Source organism: Kribbella sp. NPDC051936 (assembly GCF_040680955.1).
In the GTDB taxonomy this organism is placed as follows: domain Bacteria; phylum Actinomycetota; class Actinomycetes; order Propionibacteriales; family Kribbellaceae; genus Kribbella.
Map to the genome: position 1 here is coordinate 928,027 of NZ_JBFAXS010000001.1, position 16,789 is coordinate 944,815.

The window sequence follows — 16,789 nt, forward strand, 5'->3', positions numbered from 1 at the left end:
TCATGACGTGTCCACGGCCACCAGGGTGTTCAAGGTCTACGGGTTGCAGGTGAGTTTGGCGTCGGCCCAGTCGCCGTGGTCGCTGGTGTTGCCGTCGCCGCCGTCGGTGACCTGCAGGGTGAGGGTCTGGGCGCCGGTGACGTCGACCGTCGTGGTGGCGGTCGGGGACGTACCGGTGAGCTGTTCCGACGTGTACTTGGCGGTGCCGTCGGTCAGGACCTTGAAGGTGACCTTGCCGCGGTCCTCCATCTCGTCGTCGATGCCCAGTTTGCTGGTGAAGCTCGTGCAGTTGCCGCCCAGCCGGACACTGACCGACGACGGTGCATGAGCGCCCAGCCCCTTCGCGTACTGGACGCCGTCGAGCGTGATCGGCCCGCCGTCGCCGGCCGCGTCCTCGCCGTTGCTGTGGTCACGCTCGACCGGCCCCCACCCGTTGGTGGAGTCGAGGAACTCCAGGTCGCTGACCCAGTTCTCCCCGGTAGGTGCCGGCGGCAACGGCTTGTCGGCGATCGTCGCGGCGAAGAAGCCCAGCCCGCCGCCGGGCAGCTTGATCGCCTTCACGGTCTTCCCGGGATCCAGCGGTACGGCGGTGTAGAACACCCGGTAGTCTGTCGTCGTGTTGCTCAACCCGGCGGCGGTGTACCGCCCCTTGACCGACACGGCCAGTTTCGCGCCGCCCGTGGTCGGGTCCTGGCAGCACCAGTTCGGCAGCTGGAACGTCCCCTCGGACGTCGACCCGTCGGTGTAGATGATCGTCACGGTGCCACGGGCGTTCAGGCTGGCGCCCGCACCCAGCAGAGCGAGATGCGATCCGGTGCCGGACACGAGGATCGGCGCCGACTGGTTCTTGACCAGATTCGGCGTACCGGGTGCGCCGCTCGGCCAGGTGAAGTCGGCGCCCTGCACGTTCACGGTCGCGCCCGGCGTGTACCCGGCCGCCGCAAGAGCCTCGCCGTTGAAGCTGTTGCCCGACCCGTCGAAGTTGCCCTGCTTGTACGTCGACGCGTCGCTCACGCCGACCACGTTCGCGGCCTGCGACACCGATGCGTACGGCAACTGCGCTGTCCCCGTCGCCGTGTTCGCGTACTTGTTGCCCTGAGCAACGTATGATGCCTTCAATGTCAACGTGAAGCTCGCCGGCTTCACGTCCGCGCCGGGGGTGACCTGCAGCTTGGTCGTCACGGTCCGGCCCGGATCCACAGAGGCGAAGGTGTTCGCGCCTGCCACGCTCCACCCGGACGGCACCTGGACGTCCAGCCGGACGTCGCGCACGGTCGTCGCGGTGCCGTTGCGGAAGGTCGCAGTCACCTCGGTCGCCTGGCCCGGAGCGTTCCAGAGCGACGGTGTGCTGAGCTCAGGTGTGCCGAAGGTGTTCGTCACGTCCGGGCCGCCGACCGCGGAGGTGCCGCTGATCTCGACGACGGCGTTGCGTGCGGTGGAAATCGCCGCGGTCTGGATGCGGATGATTCCGTTCGAGTACGTCCACTTGACCGGCTTGCCGTCGACAGAGACGTTGTGCGGAGCGCTGCCCGTGTGGAGCGTGAGGTCGTACGGGCGGTTGGCGGGCTTGCCGTCGTACGAGCCGATGCTGGCGCCGATGGTGACCGTGATGTCGCCGCGGCCCGTGGTCGGCGCGTCCACCGCGAACGTCTGCGTGGCGGACTTGGGCGACCGGGTCACGCGGTCGTCCTCGTACATGCTGAACGACGACTTGCCGGACGGGTAGATGTCGACGCCGATCGGGTCACCGGGCCGCTGCTCGGCGGCGGTGTTGATCCCGGACTTCCACATCGGCACCACCGCGCCCGCCTTCACGAACAGTGGCAGGGTGTCGAGCGGCGCGTGGTACCCGTTCACCGTCGTCGGGCCCTGGTACACCCGGCCCGTCCAGTAGTCGATCCACCGGCCCGCGGGCAGGTAGATCCCGTTCTTCACCTCGTCCGCGCCGTACATCGGCGCGACCAAGAACTCCTTGCCGGCCAGGAACTCGTACTTGGTCGTGTCGTCCCATGTCTTCGGGTCGGTCGGGTATTCGAGCACCAGCGACCGGTTCAGCGGTGCGCCGGTCCGGTGCGCCTCGGCGGCGTAGGTGTAGAAGTACGGCAGCAGCCGCTCGCGGAGCTTCAGGTACTTGCGGTTGATCGAGGTGTACGGATCGCCGTACGCCCACGGCTGCTTGTACGCCGGGGTCGACCAGCCGGACATGCTCATGAACGCCGGGTTGAACACCTTCCACTGCAGGTCCCGGACGTACGACGTCGCCGATCCGCCGAAGATGCCGTCCACGTCGCCCGCGCTGTAGGCGATCCCGGAGTTGCCGGACCCGGTGATCGCCGGGATCTGCCACTTGATGGCGTCGAGCGAGCCGCTGTGGTCGCCGGTCCACTGGACCGCGCAGCGTTGCGCGCCTGCCCAGCCCTCGACCATCCACGCGAACCCGCGGGCGTTGCTGTACTGCTCGATCCCGTCGTGCGCGGTGTCGCAGGCGGTCAGTGCGTACCGGTACCCCGGGCCGACCCACGCGACGTCGAGCTTCCGCACCCGGACCCCGGCGTCCCCGACCTCGGCCGGCTGCCGGTCCAGGTTGGACTGCGTCCACAAGCCCATCTGGATGTTCCGCGCCCGCAGTTCGTCGCCGGCCTGCTTCAGCGCGGGGATGTCCCGCTTGCCCCACCAGGTGCCGTCGACCTGCTCGGATTCGGTGTTGTCGGAGTAGCCGCAGCCGTAGTCGTCGTTGACGAGCATCCAACCGCCCGGCATGTCCTCGTCCTTGAACCGCTGCGCGACCTTGACCGCGTCCAGCGTCGTCACCTTGTCCGGGTTGACCTTCCAGTCGTTGCTGGGGTCCGGGTCCGTCGCGTAGTGACCGCGGTTGTAGCAGTCCGAGTCGCCGTACTCGAGCCCGTAGATCGGCGGCATGAACGGCCGGCCGGTGAGCTCGGTGTAGCGGTCGAGCGAGGTCTTGAGGTCGCCGACGAAGTAGTACGCGTCGAACCGTTTCTCGTCGTGCGTTGTCGCCACCGGGCTGCTGAAGTCGTAGCTGCCCGGGCTGAACGTGTTGCGGAGTACGCCGTACCCGGCGGTGCTCATGTAGTACGGCGAGGCGTTCGGGTTGCCGCCGTCCTCCCAGTTGAAGTCCCGGGAGATCTTGATCGTCTGGTCGCGGTGCGAGAAGCGGCCGTTCTGCATGCCGCCGCCGAAGAACTGCTCGTCGGCGCCGCGGCCGAGGGTCTGCGTGGTGGAGGTGTCGGTCCAGGACAGCGGCGCGGCCTCGGACCACACCAGCTGGCCGTTCGAGCGGTACAGCGAGAACTTCAGCGGCTGCTTCTGCGCCCGGACCTCGATCTTGCCGGTCGTCAGCGAGTAGTAGGAGCCACGATCCCGCCACGACGTCCGCGGGGTGCCGTAGTCGGTCTTGGTGACGATCTTCGAGCCCTCGCCGGTGGTCGCGGGGTCGGTGAAGTTCCCGTCCGGCGCCATCCACAGCCGGAACACGTCGTCCTCGAGAAAGACGACCCGGACCTTCGCGGTCCCGGCGCTGAGGGTGTACGTCGCTTGGTCGGCGGAGAAGCCGGTGACGTCACCGAGCGTGGTGCCGGCGGCCTGTGCGGAACCGGCCGTGTGCACAAGTGCACCCGCTAGTAGGGCCAAGGCGACTACTGAACGTTTCATGCGGACAAAGATGCTCACGACTGCCTCACTTCACGCATCAATGAACAAGATGCGCACATTGAAGCTCACCCGCGACGTGTTGTCATCAGGTCGGCCTTCATGAAGTTGAGACGGTGTCGCGATCACGGGGTGAATCGGGCCGATGACGATGAGCGCATGGCGAACTCGCGTCCCATCAGCCTCAGCAGTCACAGCCTCACCAGGCGGCGCGTCCTGCGGGCCGGCCTGACGGCCGCTCTGGCCGCGGGCGCAGCAGCGGCAGTCCCGGGCCTGGCAGAGGCCTCGCCGAGCTACCCGGACGACGGTGCCGCCCACCGTCTCAACCCGGATTTCCACCCGGTGCGCTTCCGGCTGCCGCAGCCGACCGGGCGCAAGGCGCTCGGGACGACGGCGGTTCACCTGATCGACCGGTCGCGTCCGGACCCCAGCATGCCCAGTGGGCAGCGGGAGTTGATGATCGGCCTCTGGTACCCGGCGGGAATGTTCGGCGCGGCACCGCTCGCGAACTACATGCCGCCGAAGACAGCGGTCGAGGTGGACGCCGCGTGGACGGGCGAGTACGGGCTCGCGCTGCCCAGCGGGTCGTTCGACTTCGCGAACACCGAGACGCACGCGCGGGTCGGCGTACCGGTGCAGCGGCTGCGGCATCCCGTCGTCCTGTTCTCGCCGGGCTATCAGTACAGCCGGTTCGTGAACACGGCGCAGGTGGAGGACCTGGCCAGCCGCGGGTACGTCGTGGTGACGATGGACCACACGCACGAGACGCCGGTCGAGTTCCCGGGCGGACGGTTCCTGCCGGGGGCGCCGGCGCCCGAGCCGGCAGATCCGGAGGCGATCCGGAAGGCGGTCGCGACCCGGACCGCGGACGCGCGGTTCGTTCTGGACCAGCTCGAGCGGATCGCCGGCGGCCAGAACGTCGATGCCGACGGCGCCGACCTGCCGGGCGGGCTGGCCGCGGCGCTGGACCTCCGGAAGACCGGCATCTTCGGGTTCGGGCTCGGGGGATACGCGGCCGCGAACACGATGCTCGAGGACGAGCGGTTCCTGGCCGGCGTCGACCTGGACGGCACGCTGCAGGACGACCGGCTCGAGGGACCGCTCGGCGAGGTCGCAGAGCGCGGACTGGATCGGCCGTTCCTCTTGTTCGGCTCGGCCGAGACGCAGCGGACCGATCCGGGCAAGGACCATTACGACAAGTCATGGGCCACTTTCTGGGAGGCCCAGCGCGGCGGCAAGCTGAACCTGACCCTGCTGAGCACCAAGCAGAAGGCGTTCACCGACTACCAGTTCGTCTTCTCCCAGCTGTTCCACGACATCTACGGCGAGGACCCGATCATCACCTCGGTCATGAAGGCCCTCGTCGGCAGCGCGAAACCAGCCCGCAGCGTTCTCGCCCAGCGCGAGTACCTGGCCGCGTTCTTCGACCAGACGCTGCGCCGCCGCCCCGCGCTGCTGCTCCGGGGCGAGTCGCCGAAATTCCCGGAAGTGCGCTTCGCCCGCTGAGACGGCGTACGCTCGTAGCCGTCGCCCGGGGCACACTGTGGCGGTGTGGCAACGCGCGGTGACGGTGGGGTGTTCGACACTTTCTGGCACCCTCGGAGGCATGCAGGGGCCGTCAGCGGTTACCGTGCGTTGAGAAAACGCGTTGCCGTCGGCCTTACCCTGTCCTCGGGCAGGGTCGGTCTGTGCTCGGGGGAACAGACGTCGCAGACGAGACGTTGTCGGCAGGACGAGAGTAGGGAGCGCAGTGGCAGGGGCAGCAGGGACGAAGACAGCGGCAGGGACCCGTCTGGTGATCGTCGAGTCGCCGAAGAAGGCGCGGATGATCGCCGGCTTCCTCGGGTCCGGGTACGTGGTGGAGTCCAGCTTCGGCCACATCCGCGACCTGCCGAGCGGGGCGGACGAGATCCCCGCCAAGTACAAGGGCCTTCCGTGGGCCCGGCTCGGCGTCAACGTCGAGGACCACTTCGACCCGCTGTACGTCGTGCCCGCCGACAAGAAGGCGCAGATCCGCAAGCTCAAGGACCTGCTCAAGGGCGCCGACGAGCTCTTCCTGGCGACCGATGAGGACCGCGAGGGCGAGGCGATCGCCTGGCACCTGCTGGAGGAGCTGAAGCCGAAGGTCCCGGTCCGCCGGATGGTGTTCCACGAGATCACCCCGAAGGCGATCCAGGACGCGGTCGGCAACGCCCGGGACATCGACGAGGCGCTCGTCGACGCCCAGGAGGCGCGCCGGATCCTGGACCGGCTGTACGGGTACGAGGTCTCCCCGGTGCTGTGGAAGAAGGTCATGCCGAGGCTGTCGGCGGGCCGGGTGCAGTCCGTCGCGATCCGGATGGTGGTGGACCGCGAGCGCGAGCGGATCGCCTTCCGCAGCGCGTCGTACTGGGACCTCGACGCAACCCTCGACGCCGGCGAGAGCCGGACGCCGCGGCAGTTCGGTTCCCGCCTGGTCTCGGTGGACAGCAAGCGGGTGGCGCAGGGCCGCGACTTCAGTTCGACCGGCGAGCTCAAGGGCGCCAACACCGTCCATCTGAACGAAGAGACCGCGACCGCGCTGGCCGCCGCGCTGCGCGACTCGCAGTTCACGGTCCGGTCGATCGAGTCCAAGCCGTACACCCGCAAGCCGTACGCGCCGTTCCGGACGACCACGCTGCAGCAGGAGGCCGGCCGCAAGCTCGGCATGTCCGCGTCGCAGACCATGCAGGTCGCCCAGCGGCTCTACGAGAACGGCAACATCACTTATATGCGTACCGACAGCGTCACGCTGTCGGACACCGCGATCACCGCCGCCCGAGCCCAGGTCCGGGAGCTGTACGGCGCGTCGTACCTGCCGGACAAGCCGCGCGTCTACACCTCCAAGGTGAAGAACGCGCAGGAGGCGCACGAGGCGATCCGCCCCGCCGGCGAGACCTTCCAGACTCCGGCGCAGACCGGTCTGAGCGGCGCCGAGTTCCGGCTCTACGAGCTGATCTGGATGCGGACGATCGCGTCCCAGATGAAGGACGCCGCCGGGAACAGCGTCTCGATCCGGATCGACGCGACCGCATCGACCGGCGAGCAGTGCGAATTCACGTCGTCCGGCCGGGTGATCACCTTCCACGGGTTCCTGAAGGCGTACGTCGAGGGCGCGGACGACCCGTCCGCGGGCACCGACGACCAGGAGACCCGGCTGCCGAACGTCGAGGAGGGCGACGTCCTGCCCGCGGTCGAGGTGCTGGCCTCGGGGCACGAGACGAAGCCGCCGGCGCGGTTCACGGAAGCGACGCTGATCCGGGAGCTGGAGGAGCGGGAGATCGGGCGGCCGTCGACGTACGCCTCGATCATCGGCACGATCCAGGCCCGCAAGTACATCTACAAGAAGGGCCAGGCGCTGGTTCCTGCCTGGCTGGCGTTCGCCGTCGTCCGGCTGCTCGAGGAGCACTTCACCCGGCTGGTGGACTACGCATTCACCGCGACGATGGAGGACGTGCTCGACGAGGTCGCGGCCGGTGACCTGCAGCGCGAGGGCGTGCTGTCCCGGTTCTACTTCGGTGACGACGACCTCGAGGGCCTGAAGTCGATGGTCACCGACCTCGGCGACATCGACGCCCGGGAGATGTCGACGTTCGCTGTCGGCGGCGACGACAGCGGCATCGTCGTCCGCGTCGGGCGGTACGGGCCGTACGTCGAGGACAAGGACGAGCGGCGCGCGAACGTACCGGAGGACCTGCCGCCGGACGAGCTGACCGTCGACAAGGCGCACGAGCTGCTCGCGCAGCCGTCGGGTGTCGAGCACGAGCTGGGCAACGCGCCGGACACCGGCCTGAAGGTGGTCGCGAAGGCGGGTCGGTTCGGGCCGTACGTGACCGAGGTGCTGCCGGAGGACGCGCCGAAGGGCGCCAAGCCGCGGACCGGGTCGCTGCTGAAGTCGATGACGCTGGAATCGGTCGGGCTCGACGACGCGATGAAGCTGCTGTCGCTGCCGCGCGTGGTCGGCAAGGACCCGGAGTCCGGTGACGAGATCACCGCGCAGAACGGGCGCTACGGGCCGTACCTGAAGAAGGGCACGGACTCGCGGTCGCTGTCGTCCGAGGAGCAGATGTTCGACATCACCCTCGAAGAGGCGCTGAAGATCTACTCCGAGCCGAAGCAGCGCGGTCGCCGGGCTGCCGCGCCGCCGCTGAAGGAGCTGGGCGAGGACCCGGAGTCCAAGAAGCCGGTGGTGGTGAAGGAGGGCCGCTTCGGTCCGTACGTCACCGACGGGGAGACCAACGCGACGCTCCGCAAGGACGACTCGGTGGAAACCATCTCGCTGCTGCGCGCGGCCGAGCTGCTCGCGGAGAAGCGCGCCCGCGGCCCGGTGAAGAAGACCGCCAAGAAGGCCGCGAAGAAGACGGCCGCGAAGAAGACGGCGGCCAAGAAGACGACCACGAAGAAGACCACGGCCGCGAAGAAGACCGCTGCGAAGAAGACGGCGGCCAAGAAGACGGCAGCCAAGAAGTCCTGAGGGAGCGGCGCCCATGACGAGTGCGGTCGAGGTCAGCGCGCAGCGGTTGCGGGAGCGGGGCGAGCGGGTCACGCCTGCCCGGCTCGCGGTCGTGGAGGTGCTGGCCGGGACCGAGGAGCACCTGAGCGCCGAGCAGATCGGCGAGCGGGCCGAGCAGCTCCGGCCGGGCATCCACCGCGCCACCGTCTACCGGGCGCTCGACGCGCTGGGCGAGTTCGGCCTGGTCACGCATGTGCATCTCGGCCGGGCGGGGACGACGTACCACCTGGCCGGCGACCTCGCTCCGCGGCACCTGCACCTGCGCTGCTCCGAGTGCGGCACGGTGTACGACGCCCCCGGCGACATCCTCGAATCCGCCCGCAAGAAGGTCGCCCGCGAGCTGGGTTTCCACCTCGCCCCCGAACAGGTGGCCCTGGTCGGCGTGTGCCAGAACTGCGCCAAGAACACCTGAGCGACATCTTCGCGCGGGGCCGTCGCGGATTTACGCTGGCGCCGGACACGTTTGTCACGGCCCAGGCCAAACCTGTGGTGAACGCTCCGCTTGCCCGGACCTGGGCCGCGCGGAGAGGAGTCCCCCGTGCGTTCCCTGCGACGATGTCTGATCCTGGCAGCTGCTCTGGCGCTCGGCGCGATCGGAGTACCGGCAGCTAACTCCGCCCCGGCTGTGGACGCTCTCGTCAGCGTCGCCAGTCCCACCAACCTTCACCCGCGGAACTCGTCGAACGAGCCGTCCCTGGCGGTCAGCGCGATCCGGACGGACGTGCTCGCCGCCGGGTCCAACGACCTGGTCGACATGCAGCCCTGCTCGCGGCTCGCGGCCACCGAGCACGCGGCCTGCTCGTTCCCGCTGGGGACCTTCAACCTGGGCGTCGGCCTGTCCGGGGTGCACTTCTCGTTCGACCGCGGACACACCTGGATCCAGCCGACGTACCGCGGCCTGACGGCGGCGGACTGCAGTCCCACGATCGAGCCGTGTGTCCCGCACCTCGGACCGATCCACACGGTGCCGAACTACTACGAGAACGGACTGCGCTCGCGCAGCGACACCGGCGTCGCCTTCGGCCCGGCGCCCGGACCGAACGGGTTCTCCTGGACAAACGGTGACCGGCTGTACTTCTCGAGCCTGTCGACCAACCTGACCGATACCGTGATGCGCAACACCGGCGCGAGCCAGAACGGCTTTTTCGGGGTGAACGTGTCGCACATCGACAACGTCACACCGGCCCGGATCGCCGATCAGCGCAACTGGTCGCGGCCGTACTTCGCGGCGCCGCACGCGGCGTTCAGCTCCGGCCTCGACAAGGAGCAGGTCTGGGCGGACAACGCATCCTCGAGCCCGTTCTTCGGCAACGTCTACGTCTGTTACTCCGACTTCCACAGTTTCAGCGGCGGCAACGCGTTCCCGCTGAAGCCGATGGTGTCGACGTCGCGCGACGGCGGCGTCACCTGGAAGCAGCACCAGGTCGCACCTGCGATCGCCAACGCGAAGCAGGGGGCGTACGACGGTTGCACTGTCCGGACCGACAGCCACGGCGTCGTCCACGTGTTCTTCACACACTTCGGCGGGACCAGCCTGTCCGGTTTCCACACCGTGATCAGCTCGTACGACGGTGGTCAGACCTGGCGGCAGCCGCGAGACGTCGTGCGGATCACGGATCCGTGCTTCCACACCGACCCGGTGAGCGGGCGGTGCGTCATCGACGGTGTCGCCGGTGCCCGCACGGACCTGGCCGCGATGCCGAGCGTGGACATCGCCAACGGGGCGCCGACCGGGGTGGACGCGACCAACGAGATCGTCGACGTCTGGGTCGACGGCCGCGACGGCCCGGACCACGAGCACGCGTTCCTCGCCTACTCGACCAACGGCGCGAACTCGTTCAGTCCACCGGCGCCGATCTCGCCGCCCGGCGACATCACGTCGTACGCCGCTCCGGCCATCAGCCCGAACGGCGCCCGGATCTACGTCGTGTCCCAGGCGTTCACGCAGCCGTTCCAGACGACCACGGCCAACCCGCGGCCGGAGCACGGAGTGCTGCAGAGTGCGGCGGTCGGGGCAGGTGGTGCGCCAGGTGCCTGGACGACGGACTACACGGGGCCGGACGGTGACGCCCGCGGGACGTCGCAGGGCCGGATCCTGTACAACGAGTTCCTCGGCGACTACGTGTACGCCATCGCCACTCGCACCTATGGGGCCGGCGTGTGGACCGATGTCCGCCGTACCGCCGACTGCCCCGCGATCGACGTATGGCGTCAGGCGTCCGCCACGGCCGGCCAGGTCGTGCTGCCGGCGCCGTGGCCGCTCGGAGACTGCCCGGCAACGTTCGGCAACAACGACATCTTCAGCGCCACCACCGGCTAGGAGAGTCCCGGACAGCCCTGGCCTGATCAGGTCAGGGCTGTCCATATCTGTTGATCGGTGTGGATTCATGAACAGGGAGGGCTTAGGCTCCTGAGTTGTGACTCATGACCACAGCTACGTCGAGGACTTTGCTTCCGGCGCCAACGTCCTGCCCCCGCGCGCCTGGCTGGACGACGACTCCGGGCGGCTGCCGCTGTCGGGTGACTGGAGCTTCCGGCTGTCCCCGACCGTGGCGGACGCGCCGGACGACCTGAAGGACCCGGACACCTCCGGCTGGGACACGCTCGCGGTCCCGGGCCACTGGCAGCTGAACGGGTACGGCGCGCCGGCGTACACGAACATCGTCTACCCGTTCCCGCTCGAGCCGCCGTACGTGCCGACCGAGAACCCGACCGGCGACTACGTCCGGACCGTGACGGTGCCGGCGGACTTCGCGGGCGCCAAGGTCGTGCTGCGGTTCGAGGGCGTGGACTCGCGGTTCGCGGTGTACGTGAACGGCGAGTGGGCCGGCTGGTCGTCCGGCTCCCGGCTGGCGTCGGAGTTCGACGTCACCGATCTGGTTGCTCCGGGCAACGAAGCGCGGATCGCGGTGCGGGTGCACCAGTGGTCGACCGGTTCGTACGTCGAGGACCAGGACATGTGGTGGCTGTCCGGGATCTTCCGCGAGGTCAACCTGCTCGCGCTCCGCCCGGACGCGCCGACCGACGTCTTCGTCAAGGCCGCCTGGGACCACGTCGACGGCGCCGGCACGCTGCTCGTCGAGTCCGACGTACCGGGCACCGTGACCGTCCCCGAGCTCGGGCTGGAGCTGCCGACCGGCGAGCACACCCGGGTGCAGGGCGTGCAGCCGTGGAGCGCCGAGGCGCCGCGGCTGTACGACGCCGTACTGCGGACCGCCGGCGGCGAGGTGCGGCTGCGGATCGGGTTCCGGACGGTCGCGATCGTCGACGGGATCTTCACGGTCAACGGCAACCGGGTGCTGTTCAACGGCGTCAACCGGCATGAGTTCCACCCCGACCGGGGTCGCTCGCTGACCGAGCAGGACATGCTGGACGACGTCCTGATCATGAAGCGGGCCGGGATCAACGCGGTCCGGACCAGCCACTACCCGCCGCACCCGCACTTCCTGTCGCTGTGCGACGAGTACGGGTTGTACGTCATCGACGAGTGCGACCTGGAGACGCACGGATTCGGGTACGAGCCGCAGCCGCCGAAGCTGCCGAACCCGGTGATGGACGAGCGCTTCCGCGACGACCTGGTCGACCGGATGCGGCGCACCGTGCACCGGGACAAGAACCACCCGTCGATCGTGATCTGGTCGCTCGGCAACGAGTGCGGCATGGGTGACAACCTCAAGGCGATGTACGACCTGGTCAAGGAGCTCGACCCGTCGCGTCCGGTGCACTACGAGCGTGACACCGAGGCCGAGTGGGTCGACATCTACTCGCGGATGTACACCTCGCCCGAGGGCTGCGCGGAGATCGGCGCGGACAGCTCGCTCTACCGCGGGATCCCCTTCATCCTGTGCGAGTACGGCCACGCGATGGGCAACGGCCCGGGCGGGCTCGTCGACTACCGCGAGGTGTTCGAGAAGTACCCGCGCTGCCAGGGCGGGTTCATCTGGGAGTTCATCGACCACGGTTTGCGGACCACCATCGACGGGCGTGAGGTCTACGCGTACGGCGGGGACTTCGGCGAGACGATCCACGACGGCAACTTCGTCTGCGACGGCCTGCTGTTCCCGGACCGCACGCCGTCGCCGGGTATGCACGAGTACATCAAGGTGATCGAGCCGCTGCGTATCGTTGCCGACGGCAACCGGGTGTCGATCACCAACCGCTACGAGGTCCTCGGCACCGGTCACCTGACCTTCCGCTACTCGGTGGAGACCGAGGGTTCGCAGGTGGACTCCGGGACGCTGACGGTTCCGGTGATCGCGGCCGGGGAGACCGTCACGGTCGATCTGCCGTCGGTGGATGCCTCGAAGCCCGAGACCTGGGTGACGGTCACCGCTGAGCTCACCGAGGCGACGTCCTGGGCCGAGGCGGGGCACCGGATCGCCTGGGGCCAGATCCGCCTGGACGAGCCGGCTGCTGCCGATGGCGTGGTCAGCGGTGCACCGGCCGTCGGTGACGCCGGTGTTGCCGGGATCAGCGTTGCGGGCGTGCAGAACGCTCGGCTGGATGTTTGGCGGGCGCCGATCGACAACGACGCGATTCCTGGTGTCGCGGCGGCCTGGCGCGAGGACGGGTTGCACCGGGTGCAGCACCGGGTCGTGTCGCAGGGCGAGCGCGACGGGGCCTGGGAGGTCGTCACCCGGACCGCGCCGCCGGCGCTGCAGTGGGGTCTGCGCAGCACCTGGCGCTGGACCGCCGTGGGCGGCGGAGTTGTTCTGGAGCTGAGCGTCGTACCGGAAGGGCTCTTCCCGGAGGTGCTGCCGCGGCTCGGCATCACGTTCGAGCTGCCGAAGGTCCAGCAGGTCGAGTGGTTCGGCACCGGCCCGAACGAGGCGTACGTCGACACGCGCGAGGCCGCCGCGGTGGGCAAGTACTCCGCCACGGTCGCCGAGCTGCAGACGCCGTACGTCCGCCCCCAGGAGAACGGCCACCGCATCGACACCCGCTGGGCCCAGCTCGACGGCTTGCGGATCGAGGCCGTCGACCAGCTCTTCGGCCTCACCGTCCGCGACTGGACGTCGGCCGACCTGGAGAACGCGAAGCACACCGCGGACCTGGTCCCGGGTGACACCACGTACGTCACCCTCGACCTCGCCCAGACCGGCGTCGGCACCGCCGCCTGCGGCCCCGCCCTCCCGGACCGCGACAAGCTCAAGACGGCCCCGGCCGCAATCACCCTCCGCTTCACCACCGCCTGAGCGGACCTGAGCCACTCACCAACTGGTGGCTCCCGCGCTCACTCGCCAACCCCGGTCCGTCCTGACGACCGGGTTGGCGAGTGCTGCACGTTCACCCGTCAGCCGGCCCCAGGGGCAGCCGTAGCCAGGCCAACCTCAACCGCCGCGGCTAGTAGCCGCTTGTCGTAAGTGACAAAGGCTGTCAGAGCGAGGCCTTCCAGCACGAGAGTCTGGGCGCTGGCCAGGTGAATGGCGTCAAGGGTTCGCAGCATCGGGTCGGTGTAAGCAGCAGCGGTGGCCAGGACGGTATCGTCGACCGGCACGCGGTCGATCCTGGTCAGGATGGTCGGCACCGCTGCCAGTCGGCCCGGATCCGACCGACGCAGCGCACGCGGAACCTCGGTGAGGACCAGAGCCGAGGCCACCAGCTCCTTGTCCGCATGCGTCGCGAGCCAGGTCTCCAGTGCTCGGCTTTCCTTCTCCTGCCGGACCATTTTCACGATCGCAGCCGAGTCGAGGAAGATCACAGGCGCTCCTCGCGCAGATCCGAGATGATCTCGGTGGAGTCGATCGACAGGTCCGGCTCGCCTGGTGGCAGGACCAGCGGACCCGGATTGCTTGCAGGAATCAATCTGCCACGGCGAATCAGATCGGCGCGGATGCTGGTGCTGTCGTCGATGGGGACCAATCGCGCTGCCGGCCGACCGCTGACGGTGATCTCGAGGGACTCGCCGTTCGCGACTCGCGCGAGTACGGCACTGGTGTGCTGGTTGAGTTCGCGTACGGGAATGCTGTCCATGGCTCAAATGTAGAACATCATGTTCTACGTTGGCCAGTCAGATCGCGATGGTGGGGCGGGGGTGCTGGCGGGTGGTTGAAGGGCGGTAGTCGGTCCAGGCTGATTTCAGGCGGTGGACGGCTTCGGTGAGGTCGGTGGGGCGGGCTCGGAAGTGGAGGCGGATGTAGGGGGCGCCTGCGTCGGTGACGTCGAGGCCTGCGCCGGGGAGAACGGCGAGGCCGTGGCGGAGCGCGGTTTGGGCGAAGGAGACGCCGTCGCCGTGCGGGAGGCGCACCCAGAGGCACTGGCCACCGGCCACGGTCGGGATCTCCCAGGTGGGCAGGGCCTCGGTGAGCAGACCATGCAGGTGGTCGTGGCGTGCCTTGAGTGTGCGAGGCAGGTCAGGGCCGTCCAGGAGCGGGAGCAGGTGTACGGCCGCCAGCTGGCTGGGGACGTTGCCGCCCAGGTCGTGAACAGCGCGGAGCCGGGCCAGCCGGTTGATCAGCGGGGGCGCCGCGCGGATCCAGCCGATTCGCAGACCGCCCCAGATGCTCTTGCTGAGCGAGCCGATCGAGATCACCGAGTCGCCGTACGCTGCCATCGGCACGGGCTCCTCCGCACTGGGGAATCCGAGGTCGGCCGGCACCTCGTCCTCGATCACCGGGATCCCGGCGCCGGCCACCCGCTGCCGCGCGAGCGTGGACATCACCGCGCCGGTCGGGTTCTGGTACGTCGGAATGACGTAGGCCAGCGCCGGACGCCGCTCCCGCACCGCCGCCTCGATGCCCACGAGTCCCACCGGCAGCCCGCGCAGGACGGCACCCTCCTCACGGAACACCTCCAGCGCGCCCGGGTACGTCGGCGCCTCGACGAGCACCTGGTCACCGGGCGACAGCAGGGCATGTGCGAGCAGCGAGAGCGCCTGTTGACCGCCGTTGGTCACCAGGATCTGCTCGTACGCCGTGGGTACGCCGCGAGCCGTGTAGCGGTCCGCGAGCGCCGCACGGAGCTCCGGGTGGCCGTACGGGTAGTAGCCGATGTCGTCGGTGATCCGGCCGAGCTCCGGCGCGATCGCGGTGAACGCGTCCGCGAGCTGCGGCGGCGGATCGCCCGGCGCGGCGCAGACCGCGAGCAGTACGTCGTCGTCGCGTGCTTCCAGCGAGTCCAGGAAGATCGGATCGACCGGTGCGTCCTCAGCCGGTACGTCCGACGGAACGCCGGCGACACGGGTCCCGCTGCCCTGGCGGCGGGCGATCCGTCCTTCGGCCCGGAGCAGGTCGTACGCGGCGACCACCGTCGTACGCCCGACCGCGAGGGCTCCGGCCAGCGCGCGATCGGGTGGGAGCAGCACGCCCGGCGGTAGCTCGCCGTCGTCGATCAGCTGCCGCAGGCGGGCCGCGAGCAGCACGTAGAGCGGGCCGCGGCCGGACGACCAGCGGCCCAACCGATCAACCACCTCGATTGGTCTCATCCGCGAACCAATTCTGCCGGATTGGCTCTGGGGTGACCAGCCGTGGCCCAGAACGATGGCGGTATGGCCACTTTCCCGCGCAACCAGATCATGTCCCTGACCGCGTCGAAACCCCGGCACGACCTCGGTGAGAGCTACGGGCCGGACCTCCGGCTCGCGGACCTGCTCACCCCGGAGCTCGCCGACCTCGAACTCGGCTACGGCACCGCCGCCGGAGGCCTTCAGCTCCGGACGGCGATCGCGGACCGGCACGGCGTACGGCCGGAGGACGTGGTGATCACCGTCGGCGGCATGCACGGGATCTTTCTGCTCGCGTACCTGCTGGCGGATCAGGGTGGTCAGGTCGTCACGACCGCGCCGGAGTTCCCGATGACCCGGAACGCGTTCGAGACGGTCGGGGCGTCGGTGCGGGTCGTTCCGCTGAGCTTCGACGAGGGCTATCGGGTGACCGCGGACGCCGTACGTGCGCAGCTGACGCCCGAGACCAGGCTGGTCAGCCTGGCGACGCCGCAGAACCCGTCCGGCGTCGCCGTTCCGCGGGAGACCCTGAGCGAGATTGCCGACGCGATGAGTGAGGTCTGCCCGGAGGCGTACCTGATGGTCGACGAGACCTATCGCACCGCGTCGTACGGCGATGATCCGGTGGCGGACACGGCGCTCGGGCTGGGGCCGAAGGTGGTGTCCGTGGCGTCGTTGTCCAAGTGCCACGGGGCGGCCGGGTTGCGGATCGGATGGGTGATCAGCACGGACGCAGGGCTCGTGGAGCGGCTGACGACGGCGAAGTTCAGCACGGTTGTCTCCGCGTCTCCGGTGACGGAGGCGCTCGCGGTGCGGGTCTTCGAGCAGGAGCCCCGCATCCTCGCCGAGCGCAGGACCTGGCTCGAGCAGAACCTCCTGATCACCCAGGACTGGGTGCAGGCGAACAGTGACGTTGTGGAGTGGGTTCGTCCCTCTGCCGGGGCTTTGTGCGTGGTTCGGTTGCGGCCGCAGGTGGACCTGGCCGAGTTCCGGCGTACGGCGGGTGAGCTTGGGGTGCGGCTGGCGGACGGGGACTGGTTCGGGGACGAGCCGCGGGTCTTCCGGCTCGGGTTCGGGTTCTTGCCGCAGGAGGAGCTCAAGGCGGCGCTGGATGCGCTGCGCGAGGCTGTCCACGCCGCCCACTAGGC

Annotated in this window: 10 protein-coding genes; 6 read left to right on the forward strand and 4 right to left on the reverse strand. The window is 69.2% G+C overall.

Annotated elements, in window-relative coordinates:
• Nucleotides 1–36 precede the first annotated feature (36 nt).
• On the reverse strand, nt 37–3,672 hold the full coding sequence (locus AB0L64_RS04720) for an NPCBM/NEW2 domain-containing protein (RefSeq protein ID WP_363707703.1): 3,636 nt from the start codon (nt 3,670–3,672) through the stop codon (nt 37–39).
• Nucleotides 3,673–3,828: 156 nt separating this feature from the next.
• On the opposite strand from AB0L64_RS04720, the gene AB0L64_RS04725 reads away from it, so the two are divergent.
• From AB0L64_RS04725 to AB0L64_RS04745, 5 genes are all read left to right on the forward strand, one after another.
• Nucleotides 3,829–5,175 (forward strand): alpha/beta hydrolase, encoded by a 1,347-nt coding sequence (locus AB0L64_RS04725; RefSeq protein ID WP_363707705.1) that lies wholly within the window; start codon nt 3,829–3,831, stop codon nt 5,173–5,175.
• Between the two features lie 289 nt (nt 5,176–5,464).
• Complete coding sequence (gene topA / locus AB0L64_RS04730) at nt 5,465–8,161, forward strand: type I DNA topoisomerase (RefSeq protein WP_363707707.1); 2,697 nt, start codon at nt 5,465–5,467, stop codon at nt 8,159–8,161.
• Between the two features lie 13 nt (nt 8,162–8,174).
• The gene (locus AB0L64_RS04735; RefSeq protein ID WP_355699703.1) at nt 8,175–8,612 is read left to right on the forward strand and encodes a Fur family transcriptional regulator; all 438 of its coding nucleotides are present in this window, start codon (nt 8,175–8,177) and stop codon (nt 8,610–8,612) included.
• Nucleotides 8,613–8,738: 126 nt separating this feature from the next.
• The gene (locus AB0L64_RS04740) at nt 8,739–10,520 is read left to right on the forward strand and encodes a sialidase family protein (RefSeq protein ID WP_363707710.1); all 1,782 of its coding nucleotides are present in this window, start codon (nt 8,739–8,741) and stop codon (nt 10,518–10,520) included.
• A 97-nt stretch (nt 10,521–10,617) separates the two neighbouring features.
• Entirely contained in the window at nt 10,618–13,395 is a 2,778-nt protein-coding gene (locus tag AB0L64_RS04745; RefSeq protein WP_363707712.1) for a glycoside hydrolase family 2 TIM barrel-domain containing protein, read from the forward strand.
• 98 nt (nt 13,396–13,493) lie between these two features.
• Here AB0L64_RS04745 and AB0L64_RS04750 read toward each other — a convergent pair whose 3' ends face one another.
• From AB0L64_RS04750 to AB0L64_RS04760, 3 genes are read right to left on the reverse strand one after another with little or no spacing between them, the layout of a single operon-like run.
• The gene (locus AB0L64_RS04750) at nt 13,494–13,901 is read right to left on the reverse strand and encodes a type II toxin-antitoxin system VapC family toxin (protein ID WP_363707714.1); all 408 of its coding nucleotides are present in this window, start codon (nt 13,899–13,901) and stop codon (nt 13,494–13,496) included.
• Complete coding sequence (locus tag AB0L64_RS04755; protein WP_363707716.1) at nt 13,898–14,173, reverse strand: type II toxin-antitoxin system prevent-host-death family antitoxin; 276 nt, start codon at nt 14,171–14,173, stop codon at nt 13,898–13,900. The genes AB0L64_RS04750 and AB0L64_RS04755 overlap by 4 nt, the downstream gene beginning before the upstream one ends.
• 37 nt (nt 14,174–14,210) lie before the next feature.
• Entirely contained in the window at nt 14,211–15,623 is a 1,413-nt protein-coding gene (locus tag AB0L64_RS04760) for a PLP-dependent aminotransferase family protein (protein WP_363707718.1), read from the reverse strand.
• Between the two features lie 63 nt (nt 15,624–15,686).
• On the opposite strand from AB0L64_RS04760, the gene AB0L64_RS04765 reads away from it, so the two are divergent.
• Nucleotides 15,687–16,787 (forward strand): pyridoxal phosphate-dependent aminotransferase, encoded by a 1,101-nt coding sequence (locus tag AB0L64_RS04765; RefSeq protein WP_363707720.1) that lies wholly within the window; start codon nt 15,687–15,689, stop codon nt 16,785–16,787.
• Nucleotides 16,788–16,789: the final 2 nt, after the last annotated feature.